The organism is Noviherbaspirillum sp. UKPF54 (assembly GCF_007874125.1).
In the GTDB taxonomy this organism is placed as follows: domain Bacteria; phylum Pseudomonadota; class Gammaproteobacteria; order Burkholderiales; family Burkholderiaceae_D; genus Noviherbaspirillum.
Map to the genome: position 1 here is coordinate 3,265,914 of NZ_CP040128.1, position 22,417 is coordinate 3,288,330.

Consider the following 22,417-nt stretch of genomic DNA (forward strand, 5'->3'; position numbering starts at 1 on the left):
CGCCTCGGCGCGAACTGCGCCACATGGAAAGCAACACGTGCGGAATCAGGCCCGCTCGTCGCGCGGGTCGCGCGACAACAGGCTCTCCACCATGTCGCGCGGCGAACCGCCATCGAACAGCACCGCCGCGACGGCATTTGCAATCGGCATCTCAACCTGGTGTTGCGCCGCCAGCGCGCGTACCGCCTGCGCGCAGCGCACGCCCTCGGCGACATGGCCGAGTTCCGTCACGATCGTGTCGAGCTTCTTGCCCTGTGCCAAGCCAAGGCCGACCTGGCGGTTGCGCGACAAGTCGCCGGTGCATGTCAGGATCAGGTCGCCGATGCCGGCCAGGCCCATAAAGGTTTCCGCGCGGCCGCCGAGCGCGATGCCGAGCCGGGTAATTTCGGCAAGCCCTCGCGTAATGAGCGCCGCGCGTGCATTGTGGCCGAGCCCCATGCCATCGACGACGCCGGTGGCGATGGCGAGGATATTCTTGACCGCGCCGCCAACTTCGACGCCGACCAGGTCGTCAGTCGAATAAACGCGGATGGCGCGCCCGTGCACGGCGCCTACCACCAGCTCGCGCAGCGCCGGCGAGTCCGACGCGATCGTCAAGGCGCACGGCAAGCCGCGTGCCACTTCCTGCGCGAAGGACGGCCCCGACAAGGCACCGAGCGCCACGTCCGCGCCCAGCGTTTCGCGCGCGATCTGATGCGGCAGCAGGCGCGTGTTTTCCTCGAAACCCTTGCACAGCCAAACCAGATTCGGGATCGGATGCGTCCGCAATTGCTGCGCCAGCGGGCGCAAGCCGGCGACCGACGATGCCACGATCAGGAGCGCCTGCGGATCGGCGGCCACATGCGCGACTGCCTCGTCAAAGTCGGAGGTGACCCGCAGGCCTTCGGGCAAGGCGAACCCGGGCAGGTAGGTCCCGTTCTCGCGTGAGGCTGCCGCCGCGCGCATCGCCTGCTCGTCGCGCCCCCACAGGAGGACCTGATGCCGGCCCGCCAGCGCGATGGCGAGCGCCGTACCCCAGGCGCCCGCGCCCAATATCGAGATTTTTACCGGCTGTGCTGCTGTTGACGCTTGCATAAGTCGCTAACCTCTGTCGACCTCTGTTGATTTCCATTCCGGCGAACAGGCCTGGCGCCTTATTCGCCCCAGACGTCGGCGGCCCGCACGAAGCCTGCCTGCCCGTCGCGGTGGCGCACCTTGACCCACCCCGAAGCGCCCGCATCGACCAGTTCCAGCAGTACCCCCTTGTCGGCGGTGAAGACCAGCGGCGCTGCATCGTCGGCCGCCGCGCGGATCCTGGCGCTGGCAACCCTGACAACCAGGTGGCGTCGCGGCATCAGCCGCTTGGCCTCGACCCAGGCCATATCGCCCGCAGCATCGCGCACCTTGTTCCAGTCGCCGTAGGTCAGCACCACTTCGACCGGCATGCCGCGCGGCGCGACATACAGCTTGCGCCCCTTGGCCGACGGCGCGTCGTACATCACCGCCGGCGCCGCGCCGACCGACTTGAACTCGATGGCGGCCGTGGCACTGGCGACGGCAGACATCAACATGGCAAAAGCCACCAGACGTGGAAATTTCATGAATGCACTCCCTCGGCATGTTCCGGCGCGCGCGGGCAGCCGCCCGGCGCATGTCTTTTTATTGGCCGGAATGCCGCTTGGCGATTAATGCTTTGCAGGCGTACCGTCCGACATGACGATGCCGGAGCCGCCGCTCTGTTGTTGCTGCTGCTCTGCCAGAGCCTGCAGGCGCTGCTGGTAGAACGCTTCGAAATTGATTTCCGACAGGTGCACGGGCGGGAAGCCGGCGCGCGTGATAATGTCGGCGATATTGGCGCGCAGGTACGGATAGACGATGTTCGGGCAGCCGATGCCGAGCAGCGGGTCGAGCTGTTCGGCCGGGATGTTGGCGGCTTCGAAAATGCCGGCCTGCTTGCCTTCGACCAGGAAGGCGACCTTGTCCTTGGCCTTGGCGGTGACGGTGATGGTCACGGTCGATTCGAAAACGGTCGGGGCCAGCGCTTCGACGCCGACATCGACCTGCACTTCGATGTTCGGCGCTTCCTGCTCCAGGAACACGGCCGGCGAATTCGGCTGCTCAAGCGACAAGTCTTTCAGATAAATCCGCTGGATCTGGAACACGGGTTGTTGGTTTTGGTCAGCCATGACATGCCTTCGAAGAAAATAAGATGGAAAAGGGACGGCGCACGCCGTCCCCCGGTTGTTGAAGTGCCAAGTCTACGCGCCTTGCAGCAGCGGGTCCAGTTTGCCAGCCCGATCCAGCGCAGAGAGATCATCGAATCCGCCGACGTGGGTCTCGCCGATATAAATCTGCGGCACCGTGCGGCGGCCGGTTTTCTGCATCATTTCGGCGCGCTGCTCCGGCTCAAGGTCGACCCGGATTTTTTCGATATGCTCGACGCCCTTGGACTTCAAGAGGCGCTCTGCCATGGTGCAATACGGGCAAACAGCGGTGCTGTACATGAGGACGCGTGCAGTCATGTCACTTTCCTTACTTAACTAACGGCAAGCTTTGCGCCTGCCAGGCTGCGATACCGCCATCCAGGCTGACGGCTTCGGCGAATCCGGCTTTCTTCAGTTGCGACACGGCCTTGGAGGAGGTCACGCCGCGCTGGCACACCACAATGGCGGTCCTGGCCTTGAACTTATCAAGCTCGCCGATCCGGCCGCCCAGCTCCTTGAGCGGGATATTGCGCGCATCGCGCAAATGGCCGACTGCGAATTCGGCCGGTTCGCGGACATCGACCACAATGGCCTTGCCCTGGTTGAGCAGTTGCGTTGCCTGCAGCAGGGATACCCGGTCGCCGCGTCGTTGCAGATTCGGCCATGCGAGCGCGCCGCCCGATACCAGCGCCAGCGCGATGAGCCAAATGTTATCGATGAGAAATTTCACGGTGCCTCAATAGTGTTAAACAATCGCGACATTATAAAATAGAAGCCAATTCGGCTCCCGAATCCCCTTTCACTGACTTTCCATCATCAACCATGTATAAAATCGTATTCATGCGCCACGGCGAATCCACGTGGAACCTGGACAACCGCTTCACCGGCTGGACCGATGTCGACCTGACTGAAAAAGGCATCGCCGAAGCACGTCAGGCCGGCAAGATCCTCAAGGACGCCGGCTTCACCTTCGACCTGGCCTATACGTCGGTATTGAAGCGCGCCATCCGCACGCTGTGGCTGACGCTGGATGAAATGGACCTGATGTGGATCCCGGTCGAGCACGACTGGCGCCTCAACGAGCGTCACTACGGCGCGTTGCAGGGCTTGAACAAGGCCGAGACCGCCGCCAAGTACGGCGACGAGCAGGTACTGGTCTGGCGCCGCAGCTACGACACGCCGCCCATGCCGCTGGAGCCGAACGATCCGCGCACGTCCTACAACGATCCGCGTTATGCCCAGCTGAAGAAGGAACAGATCCCGCTCACCGAATGCCTGAAAGACACAGTGGCGCGCGTGATGCCGGCCTGGGATGAAGAAATCGCACCGGCCATCCGCGCTGGCAAGCAAATCCTCATTTCGGCCCACGGCAACAGCCTGCGCGCGCTGATCAAGAGCCTGGACGGCATCAGCGATGCCGATATCGTCGGCCTGAACATCCCGAACGGCCAGCCGCTGGTATATGAATTGGACGCGGACCTGAAGCCGATCAAGAGCTACTACCTGGGCGACCAGGAAGCGATCGCAGCGGCGATGAAGGCTGTCGCCAGCCAGGGCAAGTCGAAGTAAGCCTCCATTTTTCAACCATCACCACACCGGGCACCAGGGAATTTCGATTGTCCAGGCATCGCATGCGTATTACGAAGAAATTCCTTGCCACGCTCGGCATCACGGCCGCCATGGCGGGCGGCTTGCTGCCCGCCCATGCCGGAAAAACCACCGACCGCGCCCGGCAAAAGCATGCCGCTGAAGCCGAGCGAGCCGAACTGCAGCAAAAACTCGATACGCTCAAGCGCGAGATCACCCGTACCGAAACGGCCAAGAGCGATGCCGCCGACGCACTGGCGCACTCGGAAGCATCCATCTCGCAAGCCAATCGCGCCCTGCGCGACCTGGGCGAAGAGCAGAGCGCGATCGAAGCCAAGATATCCCAGTTATCGCACGAGCAGGAGCGGCTGGCGCAATCGATCGCAGCCCAGCAGAAGCAGCTCGCCACGCTGCTGCGCGAGCACTACGTAGCCGGCAACGAGGATCGCATCAAGCTGCTGCTGTCTGGCGACAATCCGAACCGGATCAACCGCGACCTGCAATACATGGGCTACGTGTCGCAGGCGCAGGCCAAACTGATCGCAGCGCTGCGCGCCAACATGGCGGCGATCGAAAACAACAAGAGCGCGACCCAGGAGGCGAAAGACGAGCTGGACGAAGTCGCGCAGGAGCAGCGCGAGCAGAAAGCCCAGCTCGAGCAGGAAAAGTCGCGCCGCGCGGCGCTTTTGGCCCAGCTGTCGAACAAGCTGGCCGCGCAGCGCAAGCAGGCCGGCCATATCGAACGCGACGAGCAGCGCCTGGGAGGGCTGGTTGACCGCCTGTCCAAGTTAATCGAGGAACAACGCAAGGCCGAGGCCGCGCAGCTGGAGAAGCGGCGCCAGGAGCAGCTGGCACGCACCGCCGCAAGAAACAGCGCTGCCGCAGCGTCCAAAATGAGCTCGGTCAAGGCGAAGGTGCGCAATCCTGATGCAATAGACGATGACGAACCGCCGCCGAAATTGTTGGGGCGAAATGAACTCACGCCGGAAGCCGGCGTCCAAGACCGGGTATTCGGGCGCTCCTTCGGGTCGCTGCGCGGCCAGTTGCGGCTCCCGGTCAAGGGCGACCTGCTGGCGAAATACGGCAGCAAGCGCGGCGACGGACCGAGCTGGAAAGGATTGTTCATCCGCACGGCCGAAGGCGCGGACGTCAAGGCCGTCGCCGGTGGGCGGGTGGTCTTCGCCGACTGGCTGCGCGGCTTTGGCAATCTGATCATCATTGACCATGGAAGCGAATACCTGACTATTTATGGCAATAACCAGGCGGTCCTGAAGCATGCCGGCGACCTGGTCAAGACAGGCGAGATCATCGCCAGCGCCGGCAACAGCGGCGGCAACGAACAATCGGGTTTATACTTTGAAATGCGGCATCAGGGCCGCGCGTTTGATCCTCTTGAATGGATTTCCAGGTGACACATGAGCAGTAAACTGAAGAACTTCGGTCTTATCGGACTGGGCGTCATCGCCGGCATCGCCGGCTCGATGCAATTCGAAGCGAGCGCGCAAAAGACAACGACGCCCCTGCCGCTGGAAGAGCTGCGGCAGCTGGCCGACGTGTTCGGCCTGATCAAGTCCGACTACGTCGAGTCTGTCGAAGACAAGAAACTGCTCACCGAGGCCATCTCGGGCATGGTCGCCTCGCTCGACCCGCACTCCGCCTACCTCGACAAGAAGGCGTTCAAGGAGCTGCGCGAAGGCACGCAAGGCAAGTTCGTCGGCCTTGGCATCGAGGTCGGGATGGAAGACGGCTACGTGAAGGTCATCTCCCCGATCGAGGATTCGCCTGCGTTCAAGGCCGGCCTGAAGGCCGGCGACCTGATCACGCGCCTGGACAACACCCCGATCAAGGGCATGACGCTCGACGAAGCGGTCAAGCGCATGCGCGGCGAACCCAATACCAAGATCACGCTCACCATCGCCCGCAAGGAAGAAGACAAGCCGATCATCGTCACCATCGTGCGCCAGGAAATCCGGGTGCAGAGCGTGAAGTCGAAGGTGGTCGAACCGGGCTACGCCTGGGTGCGCATTGCGCAATTCCAGGAGCCGACGGTGGAAGACCTGGTCAAGAAGCTCACCGCGATCTACGCGCAGGAGCCGAACCTCAAGGGCTTGGTGCTCGACCTGCGCAACGATCCGGGCGGCGTGCTGCCCGGCGCGATCGGCGTGTCGGCGGCCTTCCTGCCGAAGGACGTTCCGGTGGTGTCGACCAACGGCCAGCTGCCGGATTCCAAGGCGACGTTCTACGCGCGCCGCGAGTTCTACACCTCCTCGCGCGCCGCACTGTCCGATCCGCTGACAAAGCTGCCGGAAGCGGTCAAGAAGGTGCCGATGGTGGTGCTGGTCAACACCGGTTCGGCCTCGGCCTCGGAAATCGTGGCCGGCGCGCTGCAGGATTACAAGCGCGCCACCATCATGGGTACGCAGACTTTCGGCAAGGGCTCGGTGCAGACCATCCGCCAGCTGACCGCCGATACCGCCGTCAAGCTGACCACCGCGCGCTACTACACGCCGAACGGCCGCTCGATCCAGGCCAAGGGCATCGTACCGGACCTGCTGGTTGACGAAAATGCCGACGGTGACGGCCTGAACGGGCTGCGGCTGCGCGAAGCGGACCTGACGCACCACCTGATGAACGACAAGGACAAGGCCAAGGACGACGCCGCGCACGCCAAGCTGGTCGACGAACTGGAAGAAGAACAGCGCTTGGCCGCACTCGAGAAGAAGCGCAAGCCGCTCGAATTCGGCGGCAAGGACGACTTCCAGCTGGCGCAAGCGCTCAACCAGTTGAAGGGCTTGCCGGTCCAGCTCTCGAAGTCCGCCAAGATCGAGAGCAAGAAGGAAGACACCATCAACGACAAGAAGAACGTCAACGGGAACGGCAACGGACACGGCGAGAAGAAATAACCGGTATCCGCGATAGAAAAGGCCGCATTGCGGCCTTTTCCTTTTTTGGCGCCGGAAAGTGCTACATTAGGCCTTCCATTGCGCGCAATACGAAATTCCTCATGAACGACAACCAGCTACTGCGCTACTCCCGCCACATCCTGCTCGACGACATCGGAATCGAAGGCCAGGAAAAGCTGCTGGCCGCCCGTGCGCTGGTGATCGGCGCCGGCGGGCTCGGCTCTCCCGCCGCCTACTATCTGGCGTCTGCCGGCGTGGGCAAGATCACGCTGGTCGACAACGATAGCGTGGACCTCACCAACCTTCAGCGCCAGATCCTGCATACCACCGAGCGCGTCGGCCAGCCGAAAGCGCAATCCGGGAAGCAAACGCTGGAGAAAATCAATCCCGACATCGAGATCGTCGCGCTGAGCGAGCGCGTCGAAGGCGAGCGCCTGAGCGCACTCGTCGCTCAGGCGAGCGTGGTGCTCGACTGCAGCGACAACTTCACGACGCGTCATGCCGTCAACCGCGCCTGCGTCGAGCACGAAGTACCGCTGGTATCGGGCGCGGCGATCCGCTTCGACGGCCAGATATCGGTTTTCGATGCACGCCACGCGGACACGCCCTGCTACGCCTGCCTTTTTCCGCCGGACCAGGAGTTCGAGGAAGTGCTGTGCTCGACCATGGGCGTTTTCGCACCGCTGGTCGGCATCATCGGGACGATGCAGGCGGCCGAAGCGCTGAAGGTGATCGCGGACATCGGCGAATCGCTGGCCGGTCGTCTGCTGCTGCTCGATGCGCGCCACATGGAATGGACCAGCATCCGCGTGGCGCGCAACGCGGGCTGCCCGGTGTGCGGAACTCGAGGGTGTTAAGAGCTAGTCCTGCCTGATCAAACTGGCGCTCGAGCAGGCAGAGAAATCCGCCCCGCCCGAAGTATCCGGCTCCGAGCGCATAGTCTCACCATGCCGATGCGGCGCCGCATCAAGCATGGCGTTGAATTTCCTGTACGCGTTGAAATGGTATTGCTCGACCAGGGTGTGCTGCATCACGCGGTGCGCTTGCGCCTCGACCACCGGCGCCTCGTCGTCCTCTTGCTGCGCCTGCGTGTCCGACGCGGTGACGGATGGCGAAGCTCCACTGCGAGCCGCTGCTTCCGCATTGGCCGCGGCGCTACGCCCGCTGCAACCGGTAATCGCGAAAATGGCGAACGCGATGGCCGATGCCTCCATGGCGCGCGTTAAGCATTGCATTATCATTTGAAGTCTCCCCTCGTATGATTATTTGCGAACCCGGCTTACCCCCTTTGGTTTGTATCAACCGCATTACAGTTGTCCGCCAGAGCCTTATCCCTGCTCAAGCGCGCTTGTCCAACGGATAGCCGCTGCCACGCAGCGGCCACGGTGCCTGCAGCGCCGTTCATAGCCTGATGCTACAATCGGCCGGCAGGATTATTGCCGTCTAGCAATCTTCTTTTTCTCATGCCCCCCGCCGATCTCGCGAAGCTGGTCTTTCTTTCCGCCATTTGGGGCGGCTCGTTCATCTTCCTGCGGCTCGCCGTCCCGGAAGTCGGCCCCCTGCTGACCGCGATGCTGCGCACCTCGCTGGCCGGCATCGCATTGATGACGTATGCGACCGCCACTGGCGTGACGTTGCACTGGCGGGCCAATCTCAAGCCGTTTGCCGTGGTCGGACTGTTTGCCGGCGTCTTGCCGTTCACCTGCTTTTCATTCGCGGCGTTGCATCTGCCGGCGGCCCATTCTGCGGTGCTGAACGCGACGGCGCCGCTGTTCGGCGCGGTGTTCTCGGTGCTGTGGCTGTCCGAGCGCCTGACGGCGCTCAAGATCGTTGGCCTGTTGCTGGGAGTGGCGGGAGTGGCGATCCTGGTCGGCGCCGGCACGCTGGCGGCGACACCAACGACGCTGATCTCGATCACCGCCTGCCTCTTGGCGGCAGCGAGTTACGCGATCTCGAGCATCATCGTCAAAAAGACTGGCATGCCGGGCGGCATCCATCCGATTGCCATGGCCACCGGATCGCTCGTGCTGGGCGGGCTGATGATGCTGCCGGCGGCTCCCTTCGTGCTGCCTAAGACCGTGCCGTCGCCGCTTGCGCTGGGATGCATTGCCGGCCTGTCCCTGCTGTCGTCCGGGCTGGCGCAGGCATTATTCATTCCGTTGATCGTGAAGGTGGGTCCGACACGGGCCATGTGCGTGTCGTTCCTGATTCCCTTGTTCAGCATGTTATGGGGAGCGATTTTCCTGCACGAGGCGGTGCGCGCCGGGACGCTGGCTGGAGGCGCCGTGGTGCTGCTCGCGATGGGGCTTGTGCTGCCGGCCGCGCGCAACGTGCCGGACAAAGCGCTTGCCGGCGAATAGACTATCCGGCCATCAGGCTCGCCCGCAGCACGCCGCGCAGCGCATTGCACACCACGATTTCTTCGGCCCGCCACAAGTCCTCCGGCGTGAGGCGCCGCTCCTGCGCATTCCATGCCGGATCGGCCAGCAGGACCGCGCGCATCACGCCGGGCAGCAGGCCAGACGAAAGCGGCGGCGTGCACCAGCGGCCGTCCAGCTTGACGAACACATTGCTGCGTCCGCCTTCGGTCAGTTCGCCATCCGTGTTCCGAAACAGCATGTCGAACGCGCCCCGCGCTTCCGCCTCGCGCCAGGCGGCATCGTAGCGTTGGCGTACGGTGGTCTTGTGCCGCAGGAAGACATCGTCGGCGGCGACCGCCTCGGGCGCGAGCAGCACGCCTACCGGTTCGTGCAACGGCGCAAGCGGCGCGCTCTGCAAGTCGCAGCCGCCGTCGCGCCGCAATGCCAGCCGCAACCGGTGCGGCACCTCCGGCGGCAGCGCATCGCAAGTCCCGCGCAAGGCGGCGCGCACGCGCGATTGATCATATTGAAATCCGAAATAGCGCGCCGACGCGGACAGGCGCTGCAGGTGCAAATCCAGATGGCGGCAGCCGCCTTTACGCGTGGCGTAGATCGTCTCCAGCAACTCGAATTCATTCGGCAGGCCGGTCAGGAACGCCGCCTTCAGCGCGCACTCGGCGAACTCGTCCGCCGCAAGGCTGTCGTGCACGATGCCCGCGCCCACGCCCATTTCACCCTGGCGCACGCCATTCGCGGCGGCCTGCAGGCAGAGCGTGCGGATCGGCACCGACAGGCAGAAGTCGCCGACGCTGTGTGGGTTGTCCGCACCGGGCGCGTCGAACCAGCCGATGGCTCCGGTATAGATGCCACGCGCATCGGGCTCCAGTTCGCGGATGATCTGCATGGTGCGCCGCTTGGGCGCTCCGGTGATAGAGCCGCACGGATAGAGGGCATGGAATATGTCGCGCAGCGCCACGTCGTCGCGCAGGCGTGCCTCGACGGTGGACGTCATTTGCAGCACGCCGCTGAAGCGGTCGACCTGGAACAGCTGCGGCACCCGTACCGATCCGAACCGGGCCACGCGCCCCAGGTCGTTGCGCAGAAGGTCGACGATCATCAGGTTCTCGGCACGGTTTTTCGGATCAGCCGCGAGCGCCGCGGCACGTTCCCTGTCCTGCCCGGCATCGCCCGTGGCGGCCGCGGTGCCCTTCATCGGGCGTGTCAGCAGCGTGCCTTGCGCGTGCTGCATGAACAGCTCGGGCGACAGGGACAGAACGGCGCGCCCATCCGGCAGCACGATGAATGCGCCGTACGGCACCGGCTGCCGCTGCCGCAGCCGGCGGTACAGCGCGTGCGGCGCGCCGAATGCCTCGAAGCGCAGGCGGTACGTATAGTTGATCTGATAAGTGTCGCCGGCTTCGATGTAGGCGTGGATGCGCGCAATCGCCTCGGCGAACTGCTCCTGCGTCACGCTGGCCGAGATGCCGGCAATGCCGGCCGGCCGGCCATCGTCGCATCGCCGCGCCAGCCATTGTTCGACCTGCGCCGAGGACAGCCGCTCGCAGCGATCGAACAGCATAACCTGCGCCAGCGGCCCGGCATCTTCGCGCGGCGCAAGCGCGTGCAGGGCCGCGCCCAGCTCATAGGAAAACACGCCCACCGCGTGCAAGCCCTGCCGCAACGCATCTTGCATCGCATCGAGCATGGCCGGCAGCCCGGCGGCATCGCCGCAGGACAGCGCGCCGGCATAACCGGTGTACAGGCGCGAGCGCGGATCGGCATCGCCGGCCCGGCAGTCGTCGAGCAGCGCAATGCAATCGGTGGCGGGATTGAAAGGAGAATTCAAGGCGGTACAGACAGCGATAATGCGGCGGCGCGCTGGACACGGCGCCGAAACGCGTATTGTAATGCCAAGCCGGGCAGCGGTCAGGCGGGGCTATTCCCGACGGAGTGCCGCGCAAGCCGCACCTGACCGCTGCCTGTTCTTACGCCAGCAGCAGCGCGATCTGCGCCTGCGCGTTCTCCGACGGACTTTGCTTGAAGCCGCTCTTGGCGAAGCGATGCCAGCGCCCCAGCACCAGGCTCGCGATCATGTTGGCGCGCGCCGCGACCTCGCCTTCCTGCGCCTCGCCCTGCGTGACCGCGATGCGCAGCGCCTGCTTGAGCGACAGCTCGACTCGCTCGACGAACTGGTTCATGCGCAGCTGCAGGCGTTCGTCCTCGTTGACCAGTGCGTCTCCGATCAGCACGCGCGTCATGCCGGGATTGCGCTCGGCGAAATTGAGCAGCATGCCGGCGATCGCGTGCACTTGCGCCAGGCCGTTTTCCTGCTGTTCGCTGATCTGGTTGATCAGGCCGAACACGGTGGATTCGATGAATTCGATCAGGCCTTCGAACATCTGCGCCTTGCTTGCGAAGTGGCGGTACAGCGCCGCCTCCGATACCTCCAGCCTGGCGGCCAGCGCCGCGGTGGTGATTTTTTCTCCCTTGGGATGCTCCAGCATTGCTGCCAGGGCCTGAAGAATCTGGAGCTTGCGTTCGCCCGGTTTTGTGGTTGCCATGATGTTCTGTTGAAGTGAGCTGTTTAACGCAGTCGATGCAGCGTGGTCGGCAATTCCATGACCGATTGTACTTTGACATCGACGTAAATGGGCCTCTTGGTAAACCTCGGCAGCGGCCGGTTGCCCGCCAGCTGCCGCAGGTTGGGGCTGGTCGCCAGGTACTGCGTGATCCAGACGGTGCGCATGCCGATAGCCTTGGCGGCCTTGAGCGTGTCGACACTGTCCTCCACCAATACACAACGGCTAGGAGCGATGCGTTCTTTAGCCACCAGCTTGCGCAGCAGGTGCCGGGACGGCTTCGGGCGCAGCTGCCGATGCACGTGCATCGCTTCGATCGCGATGTGCTTGGCGAAATGCCGGTGCAATCCGAGATGGCGCATCACATCATGCGAATAGCGGCGCGGGGCATTGGTCAGCAGGATCTTGCGCCCCGGGAGGCGCCTGAGCAGCTGGCCGAGGCCGCGCTCGGCGCGGATCATGGAAGGCAGATCATCGAAGCGATGCGCCTCGCGCAAGAAATCGTCCATCCGGACCTGGTGATGCCTGACCATGCCCAGCAAGGTCGCGCCGTAGCGCTTCCAGTACGCCAGCCGCGCCGCGTTGACGGTGTCCGGGTCGGCCGGCGTGTCGCCGTCGCCGAGCACCTTCGCGATGAAGGCATTCATGTTCGCGTTAATGGCCGGGAAAATCGCATGCGATGCGTTGTGCAGCGTGTTATCGAGGTCGAACAACCAAATCGGCTTGGGCATCTGCTAGAGTTGTTTTGAAAGGGAGCGCATGAACATCAGAATTATTTTTTTGCTAAGCGCATTCGCCGCATTTTTTCTTCCGTTCGCCTATGGCGAGAATAATCCAGCCCCTGCCGCCGCACAAGCCACGGCCGCCGCGCGCCGCGGCGCATTGTACCGGGTGCGGCAACAAGGCCACACCGCTTATGTGTTTGGCACCATTCATGTCGGGTTGCCCGCCTTCTTCCCGCTCGACGACCAGGTGACGCAGGCGCTGTCGCATGCCAGCCGCCTGGTGCTGGAACTGGACGTGCGCCGGGACGAGCCGTTCCAGGCGGCGCTGCGAAAGCACGGCCTGTATGCCGACGGCGATACGCTGGAGCGCCACCTGTCGCCTGCGGGCCTTGCGCACTTGCGGCGCGCGCTGGAACGCTTCGGCATGCCGTTCGCGCAGGTGACGATGCTCAAGCCGTGGCTGGTGACGAACATGCTGGTGGGACTGGACCTTGAGCGCCAGGGTTACCAGCGACGCTATGGCATCGAGTTCTTCCTGCTTGCCCAGGCGCAGGCCAAGGAGGTGCGGGAACTGGAGTCGGCCGAATACCAGATGTCGCTGTACGACGACATGAGCGACGCGCAACAGGAACAATACCTGCGCGAGAATCTGGCGGAGCTGGAAGAAAGCGCATCGCGGGGCAAGGCGCGCGCGCTGATCGAGGCCTGGGCCAGCGCCGACGGCGATGCGCAGGAACGGCTGTTGCGCGAGTCGCTGGCGGAGAAAACCCTGTCGGCCGACTTCACGCAGCGCGTCCTGCTCGACAAGCGCAACCCGGAAATGGCCGACAAGATCGGCGCGCTGCTGCAGTCCGGCGAAACGTCATTCGTCGCCATCGGCCTGCTGCACGTGCTGGGGGAAAACGGCGTGCCGGCGCTGCTGCGCCGGCGCGGCTACGAGGTGGAAAAGCTGTATTGACGCCCCGCGCGCCGGATCGGAAATCGGGCACGCGGGAAGGATTGCTCAGTGCGAGCGGATCATGGTGCCGAACGCTTGCTCGGTCAGCACTTCCAGCAGCAGCGAATGCTCGATGCGACCGTCGATGATGTGCACCGTGTTCACGCCGGACTTGGCGGCGTCCAGCGCCGACGAAATCTTCGGCAGCATGCCGCCGGAAATGGTGCCGTCGGCGAACATCTCGTCGATCTCGCGCGCCGACAGGTCGGTCAGCAGGTTGCCCTGCTTGTCCTGCACGCCGGCGATGTTGGTCATCATGATCAGCTTTTCGGCGCGCAGGATTTCCGCGATCTTGCCGGCCACCAGGTCGGCGTTGATGTTGTACGCCTGCCCATCCTCGCCGAAACCGATCGGGGAAATGATCGGGATGAAGGCATCGTCCTGCAGCGCCTTGACCACGGCCGGGTTGATCGCCTCGATCTCGCCGACGAAGCCGATGTCGAGGAACTGGCCCGGATTTTCCTTGTCCGGCATCTTCATCTTGCGCGCGCGGATCAGGCCGCCGTCCTTGCCGGTCAGGCCGACCGCCTGGCCGCCGTAGTGATTAATCAGCATCACGATATCCTGCTGCACTTCGCCGCCCAGCACCCACTCCACCACTTCCATGGTTTCCTCGTCGGTGATGCGCATGCCCTGCACGAAGGTGCCCTGCTTGCCGAGACGCTTCAAGGCATTGTCGATCTGCGGGCCGCCGCCGTGCACCACGACCGGGTTCATGCCGACCAGCTTCAACAGGATGACGTCGCGCGCGAAGCTGTGCTTCAGTCGCTCTTCGGTCATGGCATTGCCGCCGTATTTGACGACGATGGTCTTGCCGTGGAACTTGCGGATATAAGGCAGCGCCTCGGCCAGGATTTGAGCCTTGATCTGCGGGGCAACCGCACTCAGATCGGCGGCGGGATCGGTTAAGTCGGTCATGGTAGGGCCTATCGTCAACATTTTTTCACTGGACGCGATTTTACAGGGAAAGCGCTTCCGAAGCGCGGTTGTCTGCCGTAGCATTTCTTGTATTTCGACGAGGCTTGGGCTAGTCTTTTGCGCAAATGACAACCTCTCCTGACCTTCCTCGCGCACTCGAATCCCTGCGCCCGGCGCTGCTGCGTTTTGCTGCCCTGCAGCTGCGCAACGACAGCTTGGCGGAGGATGTGGTGCAGGACACCCTGATCGCGGTGCTGGAAAAACCGGAGCGCTTCGCCGGCGAGTCGTCGCTGCGCACCTATGTCACCGGCATCCTCAAGCACAAGATCATCGACGCGCTGCGCGGCGCCAGGCGCGAAGTGCGCATCGAAGCCGAGGATGGACAGTCCGACGCCGACGCCATCGACGCACTGTTCAAGCCGGACGGCCACACGGTGGATATGCCGCGTCAATGGGGAGACCCGGGCGCGGCGCTGGAGCAGAAGGATTTTTTCCGTGTCCTGGAACTTTGCCTGGAAAGGCTGCCGCCCCGGAATGCGCGCATTTTCATGATGCGGGAATGGCTGGAACTGGATACCGATGAAATCTGTAAGGAATTGGGCATTTCCTCGTCTAATGCCTGGGTCATGCTGTACCGCGCCCGGATTCAGCTGCGCGAATGCCTTGACCTGAATTGGTTCGGCAACCGGACCCGCTAGGAAAACCCGATGGCGCTCAAGATTACTTGCAAGGAAATACACCGGCTTACCTCGGAAGGGCTGGACCGCGAATTATCCATGGCCGAACTCGCACGCATCCGCGTCCACCTGCTGGTATGCCATGCCTGCCGCAATTTCAGCGGCCAGATGCAACTGCTGCGCCGCGCCATGCGCCAGCTCATGCCTTCGCCCGACGACGACGGACAAGACGGCAAGCAATAGCGATTTATTAACGCATCCAGGCCGGCGATGGCGGCGAAAGGCCGCGGCAGTGATGAATCAGGCCGGCTCGCAGCGCCGGATATCCTGCTTGGGATAGCGCGCCTTGAATCGTTCCAGGGCCGCTTTCTTGTCCGCCTCCATGTCGCGCACCTGGAGCGCCACCAGGTTGACGCTGCGTTCGCCGATGCGGGCCGAGCGCACGCCCTTCTGGTTCAAATTGGCAAGATGCGTGCGCGCCGCTTCTTCCGTCTTGAACACGCCGAGCGAAATCCCCCAGCGCAAGCTGGAATTGTCCTGGATGATGAAAATGTCGCTGACACCCAGGCCGCGCAGCTCCTCCGCCTTCTTCTCTGCCGCTTCGCGGTCGGCCTGCGGCGGAATATAGACGATATGGCTGGTCACTTCCCGCACCGGACGCTGCTCGATGCGGCTGCCGATGGCTAGCGCCGTCAGTTGTGCGGAAACACGCTTGGCATCCTCGGCGTTGAAGTTGCCGAATTCGGTACACGCGATCATGGCCGGCTTTTTCTTCTCCGGCGGGGGCGGCGCTGGCGCTGCCGGCGCTGCATTCGCAACGGCCGCAGGGACAGCGGCGGGCGCAGTCACGGGCGCGGGTGCGGCCTGGGCGGGAGTGGCCGGCTCTGCAGGTGCAACCGGTGCCACAGAGGATGCGGCTGAGGATGCGGCACCGGCCGCCGCCGTGCCGGGCGCGGCACTCGGGGCAGAGGCAAGCTTGATCTTGTCGGCATTGAGCTGATTGGCTAAGCGTGCCGGCTCGCGCCCGCTCGGCAGCCACCAGTCGAGATAGCCGCGCTGGTAGGAAAACAACGCGGCATTGGCCAGCACCAGCAGCCAGAAAAAGAATTTCAGCATGATGTGTTGTGTCGTGCGGTGCTGATGGCGACTTGATGCAAGCCGATCAGCACGAGATTGTCGACCCTGCGGTGCGGCGCCGGCAGGTGCGGCGCGATCAGGGCGGCGGCGCCGCCGGAAAGAATGCATTGCACCCGGCCGCCGCTGCGCTGCGCATGCGCCGCGAGCGCCCGCTCGATGGCGCCGGCTTGCGCGGCGATGCAGCCGCTGGCGATCGCCGCATCGGTATTGTCCGCGAACGGGTCCGCAATATCGAGGCCTTGCGCCACCTGGGGCAATTGCGCGGTATTGCTGGCGAGCGAACTGGCCATCAGGCCCAGCCCGGGTAGGATCATGCCGCCGATGAATACGCCGTCCGCCGAGATGGCATCGATCGTGGTCGCCGTACCGCAGGTGGCGACAATGAGGGGCTGATCCGGGAACAAGGCATGCGCCCCGATCGCTGATGCGAAACGATCGCACCCGAGCTGGGTTGGATTACGGTAAGCGTTACGCACGCCGCCCAGTGTCGCCGCCGAACAAAACCATTCCAGCGGCACCGGCTGCATGCCTAGCGCGCGCAGCAACACCTGTTCCAGCGCATCGCGCATGGCCTGCCCGGCCACGTTCGAAATCAGCACCCGCACGATATTCTGCCCGCGCCATTCATCGGCCAGCTCCAGCAACCGGGCATGTTCGACCATGCCGCTGGCGGTCCAGCCGCCCAGTTCGCCCGGCACGTGCGCGCCGCTCGGGACCATTGCCCATTTCACGCGGGTATTGCCGGCATCTATCAGTAGCAGCATTCCGTTTACCTTTCCGACGGCCGCAGCGATACGTCGCCGGCCATGATTGCAATGCGGCCGGCGGCGCCGTCCAGCAAGAAGCGGCCGATGGCATCGACCCCGACAGCAGTTCCTTCATGCAATATTTTGCCGTGATCGACGATGACGACCGGCTTGCCGGCATAGGCGTGCAAGTGGTTCCAGCGCGTCACGAAGGCGGCCAGTCCTTCCTGCCCGAATTGCTCCATGGCTTCGGCCAGCCGGTTCAACAGGGTAGCCATCAACATGTCCTGATCCAGGTCCGCCAGCCAGGGGATATTGGCGACCGGGCGCTCGATGCGCGCGACCAGTTCCTCGTCGAGCGCCATGTTGATCCCGATGCCGATCACGGCCCAGCTCTGGTCGGAGCGGGTTGCCGCCGCGCTTTCGATGAGGATGCCGGCCAGCTTTTTTCCTTCATAGAGCACGTCATTCGGCCACTTCAGCCGGACGTTCACATTGAACATGTCAAGCGTTTCCGCAAGCGCAACCCCGACGGCCAACGGCAATCCGACCAGCGCCTGCAACGGCGCGTCGAATTTCCATGCCAGCGAAAAGGTCAGCGACTTGCCGGGCGCCGACAGCCAGCTGCGCCCGGCGCGTCCGCGCCCCGCTGTCTGGGTGCGCGCGACCAGCAAGGCGGGCGTCGCCATCGTCGGCAGCGCGGCAAGCAGGTCGGCATTGGTGGAGCCGGTTTCGTCCACTACCTTGAGCGCCACCTGTCGCGCGGCCGGATGGCAAAAACTGGAAATGCGTTCGGGGGAAAGTTTCATGGCGTGATTGTAACGGGACGACTCTGGTCCGTCATTTTCTGATGCGGACGGCATGATCTGGCAAAGGATGACGACAGGATAATTCTCCCTTAAACTCGCAGCATGACAAATCAGCAACCGCCCGCCCTGAACATCGAACCCGGCACGCACCTGGCGGTTCGCGCCGTCGGCAGCTGGCAAGTCAATGCGCTGGCGCAATCCGGCGTCATGAAGAGCATTCAGGCGACGCTGCACAGGTTGCCGCAGAGCCCACATATTGCTTGGGATTTAACGCAGATCGCCTCTCTCGACCATATCGGCGCCCAACTGCTGTGGAATGCATGGGGCAAGACGCGCCCGCAGCAGCTCGCACTGGCCGACGACCATCGCGACATTTTTAACCGCATCGAGCGCAGCGCGCCGCTTCGGCTCCCGCCGGGCCGGCGCGACGGGCCACTGGGCCGGCGCCTGCAACGCTGGCTGCACGACCTCGCCGGCCATGCCTATTATTTCGTCGGCCTGATCGGACAGCTGACCATCGACATGGGCAGCTTCCTGATGCGCCCCCAGCGCGGACCGTGGAAAGAAATTTCCGCCAACGTGTTCCATATCGGCTACCGTGCGCTCGGTATCACCGCGCTGGTGGCATTCCTGATCGGCGTGGTGCTGTCCTACCTGTCGGCGCAACAGCTGCATACCTTCGGCGCGGATGTCTACCTGGTCAACATCCTGGGCATGAGCATCATCCGCGAACTGGGACCGATGCTGGCCGCCATCCTGGTCGCCGGACGCTCCGGCTCGGCCATCACGGCCCAGCTGGGCGTCATGCGCGTGACCGAGGAGCTCGATGCGATGCTGGTGATGGGCATGCCGCATGGCTATCGCCTGATCCTGCCGCGCGTATTGGCGCTGGCGATCTCGATGCCGCTCTTGGTGATCTGGACCGATGCAATCGCCCTGGTCGGCGGCATGACCGCGGCGCACCTGGAGCTCGGCCTGTCGCCCAGCTACTTCCTGCAGCGCCTGCCGTCCGTCGTGCCCCTGTTGAACTACTGGATCGGACTCGGCAAGGGCATCGTGTTCGGCATGCTGATCGCGCTGGTGGCCTGCCACTTCGGACTGCGCGTCAAGCCCAATACCGAAAGCCTGGGCCAGGGCACCACGCTATCGGTCGTCACCGCCATTACCGCAGTGATCCTGGCCGATGCGGTGTTCGCGATCCTGTTCAAGGGCGTGGGGTTCCGCTGATGCCGCAGCCCATCATCCAGATCCGGGACCTGTGCACTCGCTTCGATCAGTTCGTGGTCCACCAGGATCTCAATCTCGAGGTCCGCAAGGGTGAAATCCTGTCGCTGGTGGGCGGTTCCGGTTCCGGCAAGACTACGCTGCTGCGGCAGATGCTGGGGCTGGAGCAGCCGGCGCACGGCACGGTGCGGGTGTTCGGCGAAGACATCCACCGCGCCACGGGCGCGCAGTTGCAGGCGCTGCGCAACCGGTGGGGCATGCTGTTCCAGCACGGCGCGCTGTTTTCCGCGCTCACCGCGTTCGACAACGTCGCGCAGCCGATGCGCGAGTTGCGCGCGTTGCCGGAAGGTCTGATCCGCGACGCGGTCCTGCTCAAGCTCGACATGGTGGGCATCAGTCCGGGCGATGCGCTGAAAATGCCGGCCGACCTGTCCGGCGGGATGGTCAAGCGCGTGGCGCTGGCGCGCGCGCTTGCACTGGAACCGCAACTGCTGTTCCTGGACGAGCCGACCGCCGGCCTCGACCCGGACCTGTCGGACAGCTTCGTCAATCTGATTCGCGCGCTGCACCGCGAACTGCATCTGACGGTGGTGATGGTCACGCATGACCTCGACACGCTGTTCGAGCTGTCGACGCGGGTAGCCGTGCTGGCGGAAAAGCATGTGATCGCCAACGACACGCCGGAAGAGGTGATCAGGATGCCGCATCCGTTCGTCAAGGAATTCTTCCTCGGGGAGCGCGGCCGGCGCGCGCTGGAAGTATTACGCAACAAGGAAATGGACATGGAACATGGAAAATAAGTCGCATGCCGTCGTTGCCGGCCTTTTCACGCTGGCGCTGCTGGCCGCCGCGGTCCTGATCGGCCTGTGGCTCAATCGCGACCGCGTGCAATGGGTGCCGTACCAGATCGCGACCAAGCAGTCGATTCCCGGCCTCAATCCCCAGGCCAACGTGCGCTATCGCGGACTGGACGTCGGCAAGGTGGAAGACATTTCGTTCGACCCGCAGGTGCCGGGGCAGATCCTGGTGCGCATCAAGGTCCGGCCGGACACGCCGGTCACGCATTCGACCTTTGCCTCGCTCGGCTACCAGGGCGTCACCGGCATCGCTTATGTCCAACTGGATGACGATGGCAGCAACCCGACCAAGCTGCCAAGCAGCGAGGAAAATATCGCGCGCATCGACATGCGGCCCAGCCTGTTCGACCAGCTGCAGACGCGCGGGCTGGCCATCCTGCAGCAGGCGCAGGAAGTAACCCGGCGCCTCAACGACATGCTCGCGCCGGCCAACCAGCAAGCCATCCTGAGCGCCTTTGAAAAGGCAGGCAAGGCCGCCTCGGCCATGGAAGCCGTCCCGCGGCAACTGCAGCCGACCCTGGAAAAACTGCCGGCCCTGACGGCGCAGGCGCAGCAAACCTTAAGCTCCGTCAATACCCTGGCACAAAACACCAGCGCCCTCACCGTCAGCCTGGACAAGATGTCGCGCAACCTGCAGGCTCCCGGCGGCGCGCTGGCACAACTGGGCAACGCGGCTGAACAGATGGGCAGCATGGCCAGCAAACTCGAATACGAAACGCTGCCGCTGGCCGGCGACATGCGCTCGTCGTTGCGCGCGCTCAACCGTACGCTCGACAACCTGAACGAACGTCCGCAAAGCGTGTTGTTCGGCATGCCGCGCGCCGCGCCCGGCCCCGGCGAGCCCGGCTTTGGCGCCCCCTCCAGATAAGGGAACAACAGATGAAAAAAACACTCCAGAGGATTCCCGCGCTGTGTGCGATGTGCATGTTGCTCGTCAGCTGCGCGCTGCCCAGACCGGAATCGGCAACGCTGTACGATCTCGGGCCGGCACGTCCGATGACCGGCGCGCCGGCCTTGCCCGCGATAAGCGTGGCGGACGTGACGGCGCCCGGCTGGCTCGACCGGCCGCTGATGTTTTACCGGCTGAATTACCAGAGCGATCTGCAGCCGCGCGCTTATACGCAAAGCCGCTGGATGACGCCGCCGACGCAGATGGTCACGCAGCGCGTGAAGACGCGCATCGCGCAGGCCGGCGGGGTTGTATTGCCGGCCTCCGACGGGGCCGCCAACATGCCGTTGCTGCGCATCGAAGCTGACGATTTCATGCAAGTCTTCGACGTGCCCGGAAAAAGCGTCGGCCGGGTGACCTTGCGCGCGTCGCTGTTCCGGGGACGCGTACTGGTGGCGCAACAATCGTTCAGCAGCCAGGTGCCGGCCGCCAGCGCCGATGCCGGCGGCGGCGCACGGGCGCTGGCAGCGGCTAGCGATATGGCGATTGCCGACATAATGCGGTGGCTGGCCGCGTTGCCGCAAAGACAGGGAGACGCCATGGGGCGTCCCGCAGGCGCGCCATGACAGCACCATGACCGAACCATGCCATTGAACAAGGAAAGCCTGCAAACGGCCGCCGCCGAACCGGATGCCACGCCGCACGTATCAACCTTCGCGCGCGTCGGGCTGGCGATGTACAGCTTCCTGATCGTTTATGCCAGCCTGTATCCGTTCTCTAACTGGCGCGACATCGGTTTGCCGTTCTGGGCCTTCCTGCTGCAGCCTTTGCCGCATTACTGGACAGGGTTCGACGTCATCACGAATGTCATCGGCTACATGCCGTTCGGCATGCTGGTCGTCTTTGCGCTGCATCCGCACTTGCGGGGCTGGGCAGCGGCCCTGCTCGCCGTCGCATGCGGCGCACTGCTGTCCGGGAGCATGGAAGCGCTGCAAACCTATCTTCCCAACCGGGTGTCTTCCAACCTGGATTTCATCACCAATCTTTCCGGAACCTGCATCGGCGCGATTGCCGGCGTGCGCCTGGGGCGCGTCTTCCTTGAACAAAGCCGCCTGCTGCGGCTGCGCCAGCGCTGGTTCGTGGAGGACGCGGGACGCGGCCTGATCGTGATCGGGCTGTGGCCGCTGGCGCAGATTTATCCGCAAAGCTATCTGTTCGGGCATGGGCAGTTCATGCCGCTGCTGTCCGAATGGCTGTCGCATCTGCTGGAAACGCCGGTCGACCTGGTCACGCTGCTGCGGCGTGACATGGAATTCAGCGTGCAGGAGTACTGGCTGTCCGAAACCATCATTACCGCCTGCGGCCTGGCCGGCGCGCTGCTGACCGCATCCTGCCTGCTGCGCAAGCAGGCGCCGCGCGCGGTGTTGCTGCTGCTCCTGCTGGCGGCGGCGCTGGCGGCCAAGGTCTTGGCCAGCGGCTTGTTCTTTGCGCCGGAAAACGCCTTCGCCTGGCTCACGCCCGGCGCCAAGGGCGGATTGCTGGTCGGCGCGATGATGGCGTCCGGCCTCATCTTCGCGCCGCATACGATGCAGCGGCGGCTGGCGGTGGTCAGCCTGTTGGCGAGCTTCATCGCGGTCAACCTGGTACCGACCAATCCTTATTTCGTCGCGACGCTGCAGGCCTGGATACAAGGGAAATTCCTGAATTTCAACGGCGCCGCGCATTTCCTGTCGCTGTTCTGGCAATTTTTCGCGCTGTGGTTTCTTTTGCATCCGGCGCATCGCCTGAAGCGGAGCTGACACGGGTGTATCATCTCGCCTTTGGGT

Annotated in this window: 26 protein-coding genes; 13 read left to right on the top strand and 13 right to left on the bottom strand. The window is 63.9% G+C overall.

The window, feature by feature from the left end; all coding sequences use genetic code 11:
* Positions 1-45: 45 nt before the first annotated feature.
* The 5 genes from FAY22_RS15020 to FAY22_RS15040 all read right to left on the bottom strand — a co-directional run bounded on the left by FAY22_RS15020 (position 46) and on the right by FAY22_RS15040 (position 2,913).
* Positions 46-1,074 carry an NAD(P)H-dependent glycerol-3-phosphate dehydrogenase gene (locus FAY22_RS15020; RefSeq protein ID WP_146330959.1) on the bottom strand — a complete coding sequence of 343 codons (1,029 nt, stop codon included), beginning with the start codon at positions 1,072-1,074 and terminating at the stop codon, positions 46-48.
* Positions 1,075-1,133: 59 nt separating this feature from the next.
* Positions 1,134-1,580, bottom strand: a complete 447-nt coding sequence (locus tag FAY22_RS15025; RefSeq protein WP_146330960.1) for an SH3 domain-containing protein — start codon at positions 1,578-1,580, stop codon at positions 1,134-1,136.
* Positions 1,581-1,664: 84 nt separating this feature from the next.
* Complete coding sequence (secB, locus tag FAY22_RS15030; RefSeq protein WP_146330961.1) at positions 1,665-2,165, bottom strand: protein-export chaperone SecB; 501 nt, start codon at positions 2,163-2,165, stop codon at positions 1,665-1,667.
* 72 nt (positions 2,166-2,237) lie between these two features.
* Entirely contained in the window at positions 2,238-2,501 is a 264-nt protein-coding gene (gene grxC, locus FAY22_RS15035) for a glutaredoxin 3 (RefSeq protein WP_146330962.1), read from the bottom strand.
* A gap of 10 nt (positions 2,502-2,511) precedes the next feature.
* Positions 2,512-2,913, bottom strand: coding sequence for a rhodanese-like domain-containing protein (locus tag FAY22_RS15040; protein ID WP_146330963.1), 402 nt, complete (start codon positions 2,911-2,913; stop codon positions 2,512-2,514).
* A 92-nt stretch (positions 2,914-3,005) separates the two neighbouring features.
* Here FAY22_RS15040 and gpmA point away from each other — a divergent pair, with 92 nt between their 5' ends.
* The 4 genes from gpmA (at position 3,006) to FAY22_RS15060 (ending at position 7,530) form a co-directional block, all read left to right on the top strand.
* Positions 3,006-3,752, top strand: coding sequence for a 2,3-diphosphoglycerate-dependent phosphoglycerate mutase (gene gpmA, locus FAY22_RS15045; protein WP_146330964.1), 747 nt, complete (start codon positions 3,006-3,008; stop codon positions 3,750-3,752).
* Positions 3,753-3,814: 62 nt separating this feature from the next.
* Positions 3,815-5,182: a murein hydrolase activator EnvC gene (locus FAY22_RS15050; protein ID WP_146330965.1), complete on the top strand. Its 1,368-nt coding sequence runs from the start codon at positions 3,815-3,817 to the stop codon at positions 5,180-5,182.
* A 3-nt stretch (positions 5,183-5,185) separates the two neighbouring features.
* Positions 5,186-6,673 (top strand): S41 family peptidase, encoded by a 1,488-nt coding sequence (locus FAY22_RS15055; RefSeq protein ID WP_146330966.1) that lies wholly within the window; start codon positions 5,186-5,188, stop codon positions 6,671-6,673.
* 101 nt (positions 6,674-6,774) lie between these two features.
* Positions 6,775-7,530: a molybdopterin-synthase adenylyltransferase MoeB gene (locus FAY22_RS15060; RefSeq protein ID WP_146330967.1), complete on the top strand. Its 756-nt coding sequence runs from the start codon at positions 6,775-6,777 to the stop codon at positions 7,528-7,530.
* Between the two features lie 3 nt (positions 7,531-7,533).
* On the opposite strand, the gene FAY22_RS15065 is transcribed toward FAY22_RS15060, so the two are convergent.
* A complete protein-coding gene (locus tag FAY22_RS15065) occupies positions 7,534-7,914 on the bottom strand; it encodes a hypothetical protein (RefSeq protein WP_146330968.1) in 381 nt (126 codons plus the stop codon).
* A gap of 222 nt (positions 7,915-8,136) precedes the next feature.
* On the opposite strand from FAY22_RS15065, the gene FAY22_RS15070 reads away from it, so the two are divergent.
* Positions 8,137-9,033, top strand: a complete 897-nt coding sequence (locus FAY22_RS15070; RefSeq protein WP_146330969.1) for a DMT family transporter — start codon at positions 8,137-8,139, stop codon at positions 9,031-9,033.
* Between the two features lies 1 nt (position 9,034).
* Here FAY22_RS15070 and pabB read toward each other — a convergent pair whose 3' ends face one another.
* The 3 genes from pabB to FAY22_RS15085 form a co-directional block, all read right to left on the bottom strand.
* Positions 9,035-10,879 carry an aminodeoxychorismate synthase component I gene (gene pabB / locus FAY22_RS15075; RefSeq protein ID WP_246860525.1) on the bottom strand — a complete coding sequence of 615 codons (1,845 nt, stop codon included), beginning with the start codon at positions 10,877-10,879 and terminating at the stop codon, positions 9,035-9,037.
* A gap of 139 nt (positions 10,880-11,018) precedes the next feature.
* Complete coding sequence (gene slmA / locus FAY22_RS15080; protein ID WP_146330971.1) at positions 11,019-11,594, bottom strand: nucleoid occlusion factor SlmA; 576 nt, start codon at positions 11,592-11,594, stop codon at positions 11,019-11,021.
* A gap of 23 nt (positions 11,595-11,617) precedes the next feature.
* Positions 11,618-12,343, bottom strand: a complete 726-nt coding sequence (locus FAY22_RS15085) for a pyrimidine 5'-nucleotidase (RefSeq protein ID WP_146330972.1) — start codon at positions 12,341-12,343, stop codon at positions 11,618-11,620.
* A gap of 28 nt (positions 12,344-12,371) precedes the next feature.
* On the opposite strand from FAY22_RS15085, the gene FAY22_RS15090 reads away from it, so the two are divergent.
* The gene (locus FAY22_RS15090; RefSeq protein ID WP_146330973.1) at positions 12,372-13,295 is read left to right on the top strand and encodes a TraB/GumN family protein; all 924 of its coding nucleotides are present in this window, start codon (positions 12,372-12,374) and stop codon (positions 13,293-13,295) included.
* A gap of 45 nt (positions 13,296-13,340) precedes the next feature.
* Here the strand turns inward: FAY22_RS15090 and argB are convergent, their stop codons facing one another.
* Positions 13,341-14,252: an acetylglutamate kinase gene (gene argB / locus FAY22_RS15095; protein ID WP_040042896.1), complete on the bottom strand. Its 912-nt coding sequence runs from the start codon at positions 14,250-14,252 to the stop codon at positions 13,341-13,343.
* A 125-nt stretch (positions 14,253-14,377) separates the two neighbouring features.
* On the opposite strand from argB, the gene FAY22_RS15100 reads away from it, so the two are divergent.
* Complete coding sequence (locus tag FAY22_RS15100; RefSeq protein WP_146330974.1) at positions 14,378-14,950, top strand: sigma-70 family RNA polymerase sigma factor; 573 nt, start codon at positions 14,378-14,380, stop codon at positions 14,948-14,950.
* A 9-nt stretch (positions 14,951-14,959) separates the two neighbouring features.
* Positions 14,960-15,172 carry a zf-HC2 domain-containing protein gene (locus FAY22_RS15105; protein ID WP_146330975.1) on the top strand — a complete coding sequence of 71 codons (213 nt, stop codon included), beginning with the start codon at positions 14,960-14,962 and terminating at the stop codon, positions 15,170-15,172.
* 57 nt (positions 15,173-15,229) lie between these two features.
* Here FAY22_RS15105 and FAY22_RS15110 read toward each other — a convergent pair whose 3' ends face one another.
* From FAY22_RS15110 to FAY22_RS15120, 3 genes are read right to left on the bottom strand one after another with little or no spacing between them, the layout of a single operon-like run.
* The gene (locus FAY22_RS15110) at positions 15,230-16,045 is read right to left on the bottom strand and encodes an SPOR domain-containing protein (protein WP_146330976.1); all 816 of its coding nucleotides are present in this window, start codon (positions 16,043-16,045) and stop codon (positions 15,230-15,232) included.
* Positions 16,039-16,830 (bottom strand): type III pantothenate kinase, encoded by a 792-nt coding sequence (locus tag FAY22_RS15115; protein WP_146330977.1) that lies wholly within the window; start codon positions 16,828-16,830, stop codon positions 16,039-16,041. The genes FAY22_RS15110 and FAY22_RS15115 overlap by 7 nt, the downstream gene beginning before the upstream one ends.
* Positions 16,831-16,835: 5 nt before the next feature.
* Entirely contained in the window at positions 16,836-17,621 is a 786-nt protein-coding gene (locus tag FAY22_RS15120; protein ID WP_146330978.1) for a biotin--[acetyl-CoA-carboxylase] ligase, read from the bottom strand.
* Positions 17,622-17,723: 102 nt separating this feature from the next.
* Between FAY22_RS15120 and FAY22_RS15125 the strand changes: the two genes are divergently transcribed.
* The 5 genes from FAY22_RS15125 to FAY22_RS15145 are packed head-to-tail and all read left to right on the top strand — an operon-like array spanning position 17,724 to position 22,390.
* Positions 17,724-18,848, top strand: a complete 1,125-nt coding sequence (locus FAY22_RS15125; protein WP_146330979.1) for an ABC transporter permease — start codon at positions 17,724-17,726, stop codon at positions 18,846-18,848.
* Positions 18,848-19,645, top strand: coding sequence for an ABC transporter ATP-binding protein (locus FAY22_RS15130; RefSeq protein WP_146330980.1), 798 nt, complete (start codon positions 18,848-18,850; stop codon positions 19,643-19,645). Before FAY22_RS15125 ends, FAY22_RS15130 begins: the two co-directional genes overlap by 1 nt.
* A complete protein-coding gene (locus FAY22_RS15135; protein ID WP_146330981.1) occupies positions 19,635-20,570 on the top strand; it encodes an MlaD family protein in 936 nt (311 codons plus the stop codon). Before FAY22_RS15130 ends, FAY22_RS15135 begins: the two co-directional genes overlap by 11 nt.
* Positions 20,571-20,581: 11 nt before the next feature.
* Positions 20,582-21,217, top strand: a complete 636-nt coding sequence (locus FAY22_RS15140; protein ID WP_146330982.1) for an ABC-type transport auxiliary lipoprotein family protein — start codon at positions 20,582-20,584, stop codon at positions 21,215-21,217.
* An 18-nt stretch (positions 21,218-21,235) separates the two neighbouring features.
* Entirely contained in the window at positions 21,236-22,390 is a 1,155-nt protein-coding gene (locus tag FAY22_RS15145; RefSeq protein WP_146330983.1) for a VanZ family protein, read from the top strand.
* The last annotated feature ends 27 nt before the right edge of the window (positions 22,391-22,417 follow it).

Bases quoted from the DNA above. Each gene is read 5' to 3' on its own strand.
- FAY22_RS15020 (WP_146330959.1), bottom strand. From the start codon at position 1,074: ATGCAAGCGTCAACAGCAGCACAGCCGGTAAAAATCTCGATATTGGGC.
- FAY22_RS15025 (WP_146330960.1), bottom strand. From the start codon at position 1,580: ATGAAATTTCCACGTCTGGTGGCTTTTGCCATGTTGATGTCTGCCGTC.
- secB (WP_146330961.1), bottom strand. From the start codon at position 2,165: ATGGCTGACCAAAACCAACAACCCGTGTTCCAGATCCAGCGGATTTAT.
- grxC (WP_146330962.1), bottom strand. From the start codon at position 2,501: ATGACTGCACGCGTCCTCATGTACAGCACCGCTGTTTGCCCGTATTGC.
- gpmA (WP_146330964.1), top strand. From the start codon at position 3,006: ATGTATAAAATCGTATTCATGCGCCACGGCGAATCCACGTGGAACCTG.
- FAY22_RS15050 (WP_146330965.1), top strand. From the start codon at position 3,815: ATGCGTATTACGAAGAAATTCCTTGCCACGCTCGGCATCACGGCCGCC.
- FAY22_RS15055 (WP_146330966.1), top strand. From the start codon at position 5,186: ATGAGCAGTAAACTGAAGAACTTCGGTCTTATCGGACTGGGCGTCATC.
- FAY22_RS15060 (WP_146330967.1), top strand. From the start codon at position 6,775: ATGAACGACAACCAGCTACTGCGCTACTCCCGCCACATCCTGCTCGAC.
- FAY22_RS15065 (WP_146330968.1), bottom strand. From the start codon at position 7,914: ATGATAATGCAATGCTTAACGCGCGCCATGGAGGCATCGGCCATCGCG.
- FAY22_RS15070 (WP_146330969.1), top strand. From the start codon at position 8,137: ATGCCCCCCGCCGATCTCGCGAAGCTGGTCTTTCTTTCCGCCATTTGG.
- slmA (WP_146330971.1), bottom strand. From the start codon at position 11,594: ATGGCAACCACAAAACCGGGCGAACGCAAGCTCCAGATTCTTCAGGCC.
- FAY22_RS15085 (WP_146330972.1), bottom strand. From the start codon at position 12,343: ATGCCCAAGCCGATTTGGTTGTTCGACCTCGATAACACGCTGCACAAC.
- FAY22_RS15090 (WP_146330973.1), top strand. From the start codon at position 12,372: ATGAACATCAGAATTATTTTTTTGCTAAGCGCATTCGCCGCATTTTTT.
- argB (WP_040042896.1), bottom strand. From the start codon at position 14,252: ATGACCGACTTAACCGATCCCGCCGCCGATCTGAGTGCGGTTGCCCCG.
- FAY22_RS15100 (WP_146330974.1), top strand. From the start codon at position 14,378: ATGACAACCTCTCCTGACCTTCCTCGCGCACTCGAATCCCTGCGCCCG.
- FAY22_RS15105 (WP_146330975.1), top strand. From the start codon at position 14,960: ATGGCGCTCAAGATTACTTGCAAGGAAATACACCGGCTTACCTCGGAA.
- FAY22_RS15110 (WP_146330976.1), bottom strand. From the start codon at position 16,045: ATGCTGAAATTCTTTTTCTGGCTGCTGGTGCTGGCCAATGCCGCGTTG.
- FAY22_RS15115 (WP_146330977.1), bottom strand. From the start codon at position 16,830: ATGCTGCTACTGATAGATGCCGGCAATACCCGCGTGAAATGGGCAATG.
- FAY22_RS15120 (WP_146330978.1), bottom strand. From the start codon at position 17,621: ATGAAACTTTCCCCCGAACGCATTTCCAGTTTTTGCCATCCGGCCGCG.
- FAY22_RS15125 (WP_146330979.1), top strand. From the start codon at position 17,724: ATGACAAATCAGCAACCGCCCGCCCTGAACATCGAACCCGGCACGCAC.
- FAY22_RS15130 (WP_146330980.1), top strand. From the start codon at position 18,848: ATGCCGCAGCCCATCATCCAGATCCGGGACCTGTGCACTCGCTTCGAT.
- FAY22_RS15135 (WP_146330981.1), top strand. From the start codon at position 19,635: ATGGAAAATAAGTCGCATGCCGTCGTTGCCGGCCTTTTCACGCTGGCG.
- FAY22_RS15140 (WP_146330982.1), top strand. From the start codon at position 20,582: ATGAAAAAAACACTCCAGAGGATTCCCGCGCTGTGTGCGATGTGCATG.
- FAY22_RS15145 (WP_146330983.1), top strand. From the start codon at position 21,236: ATGCCATTGAACAAGGAAAGCCTGCAAACGGCCGCCGCCGAACCGGAT.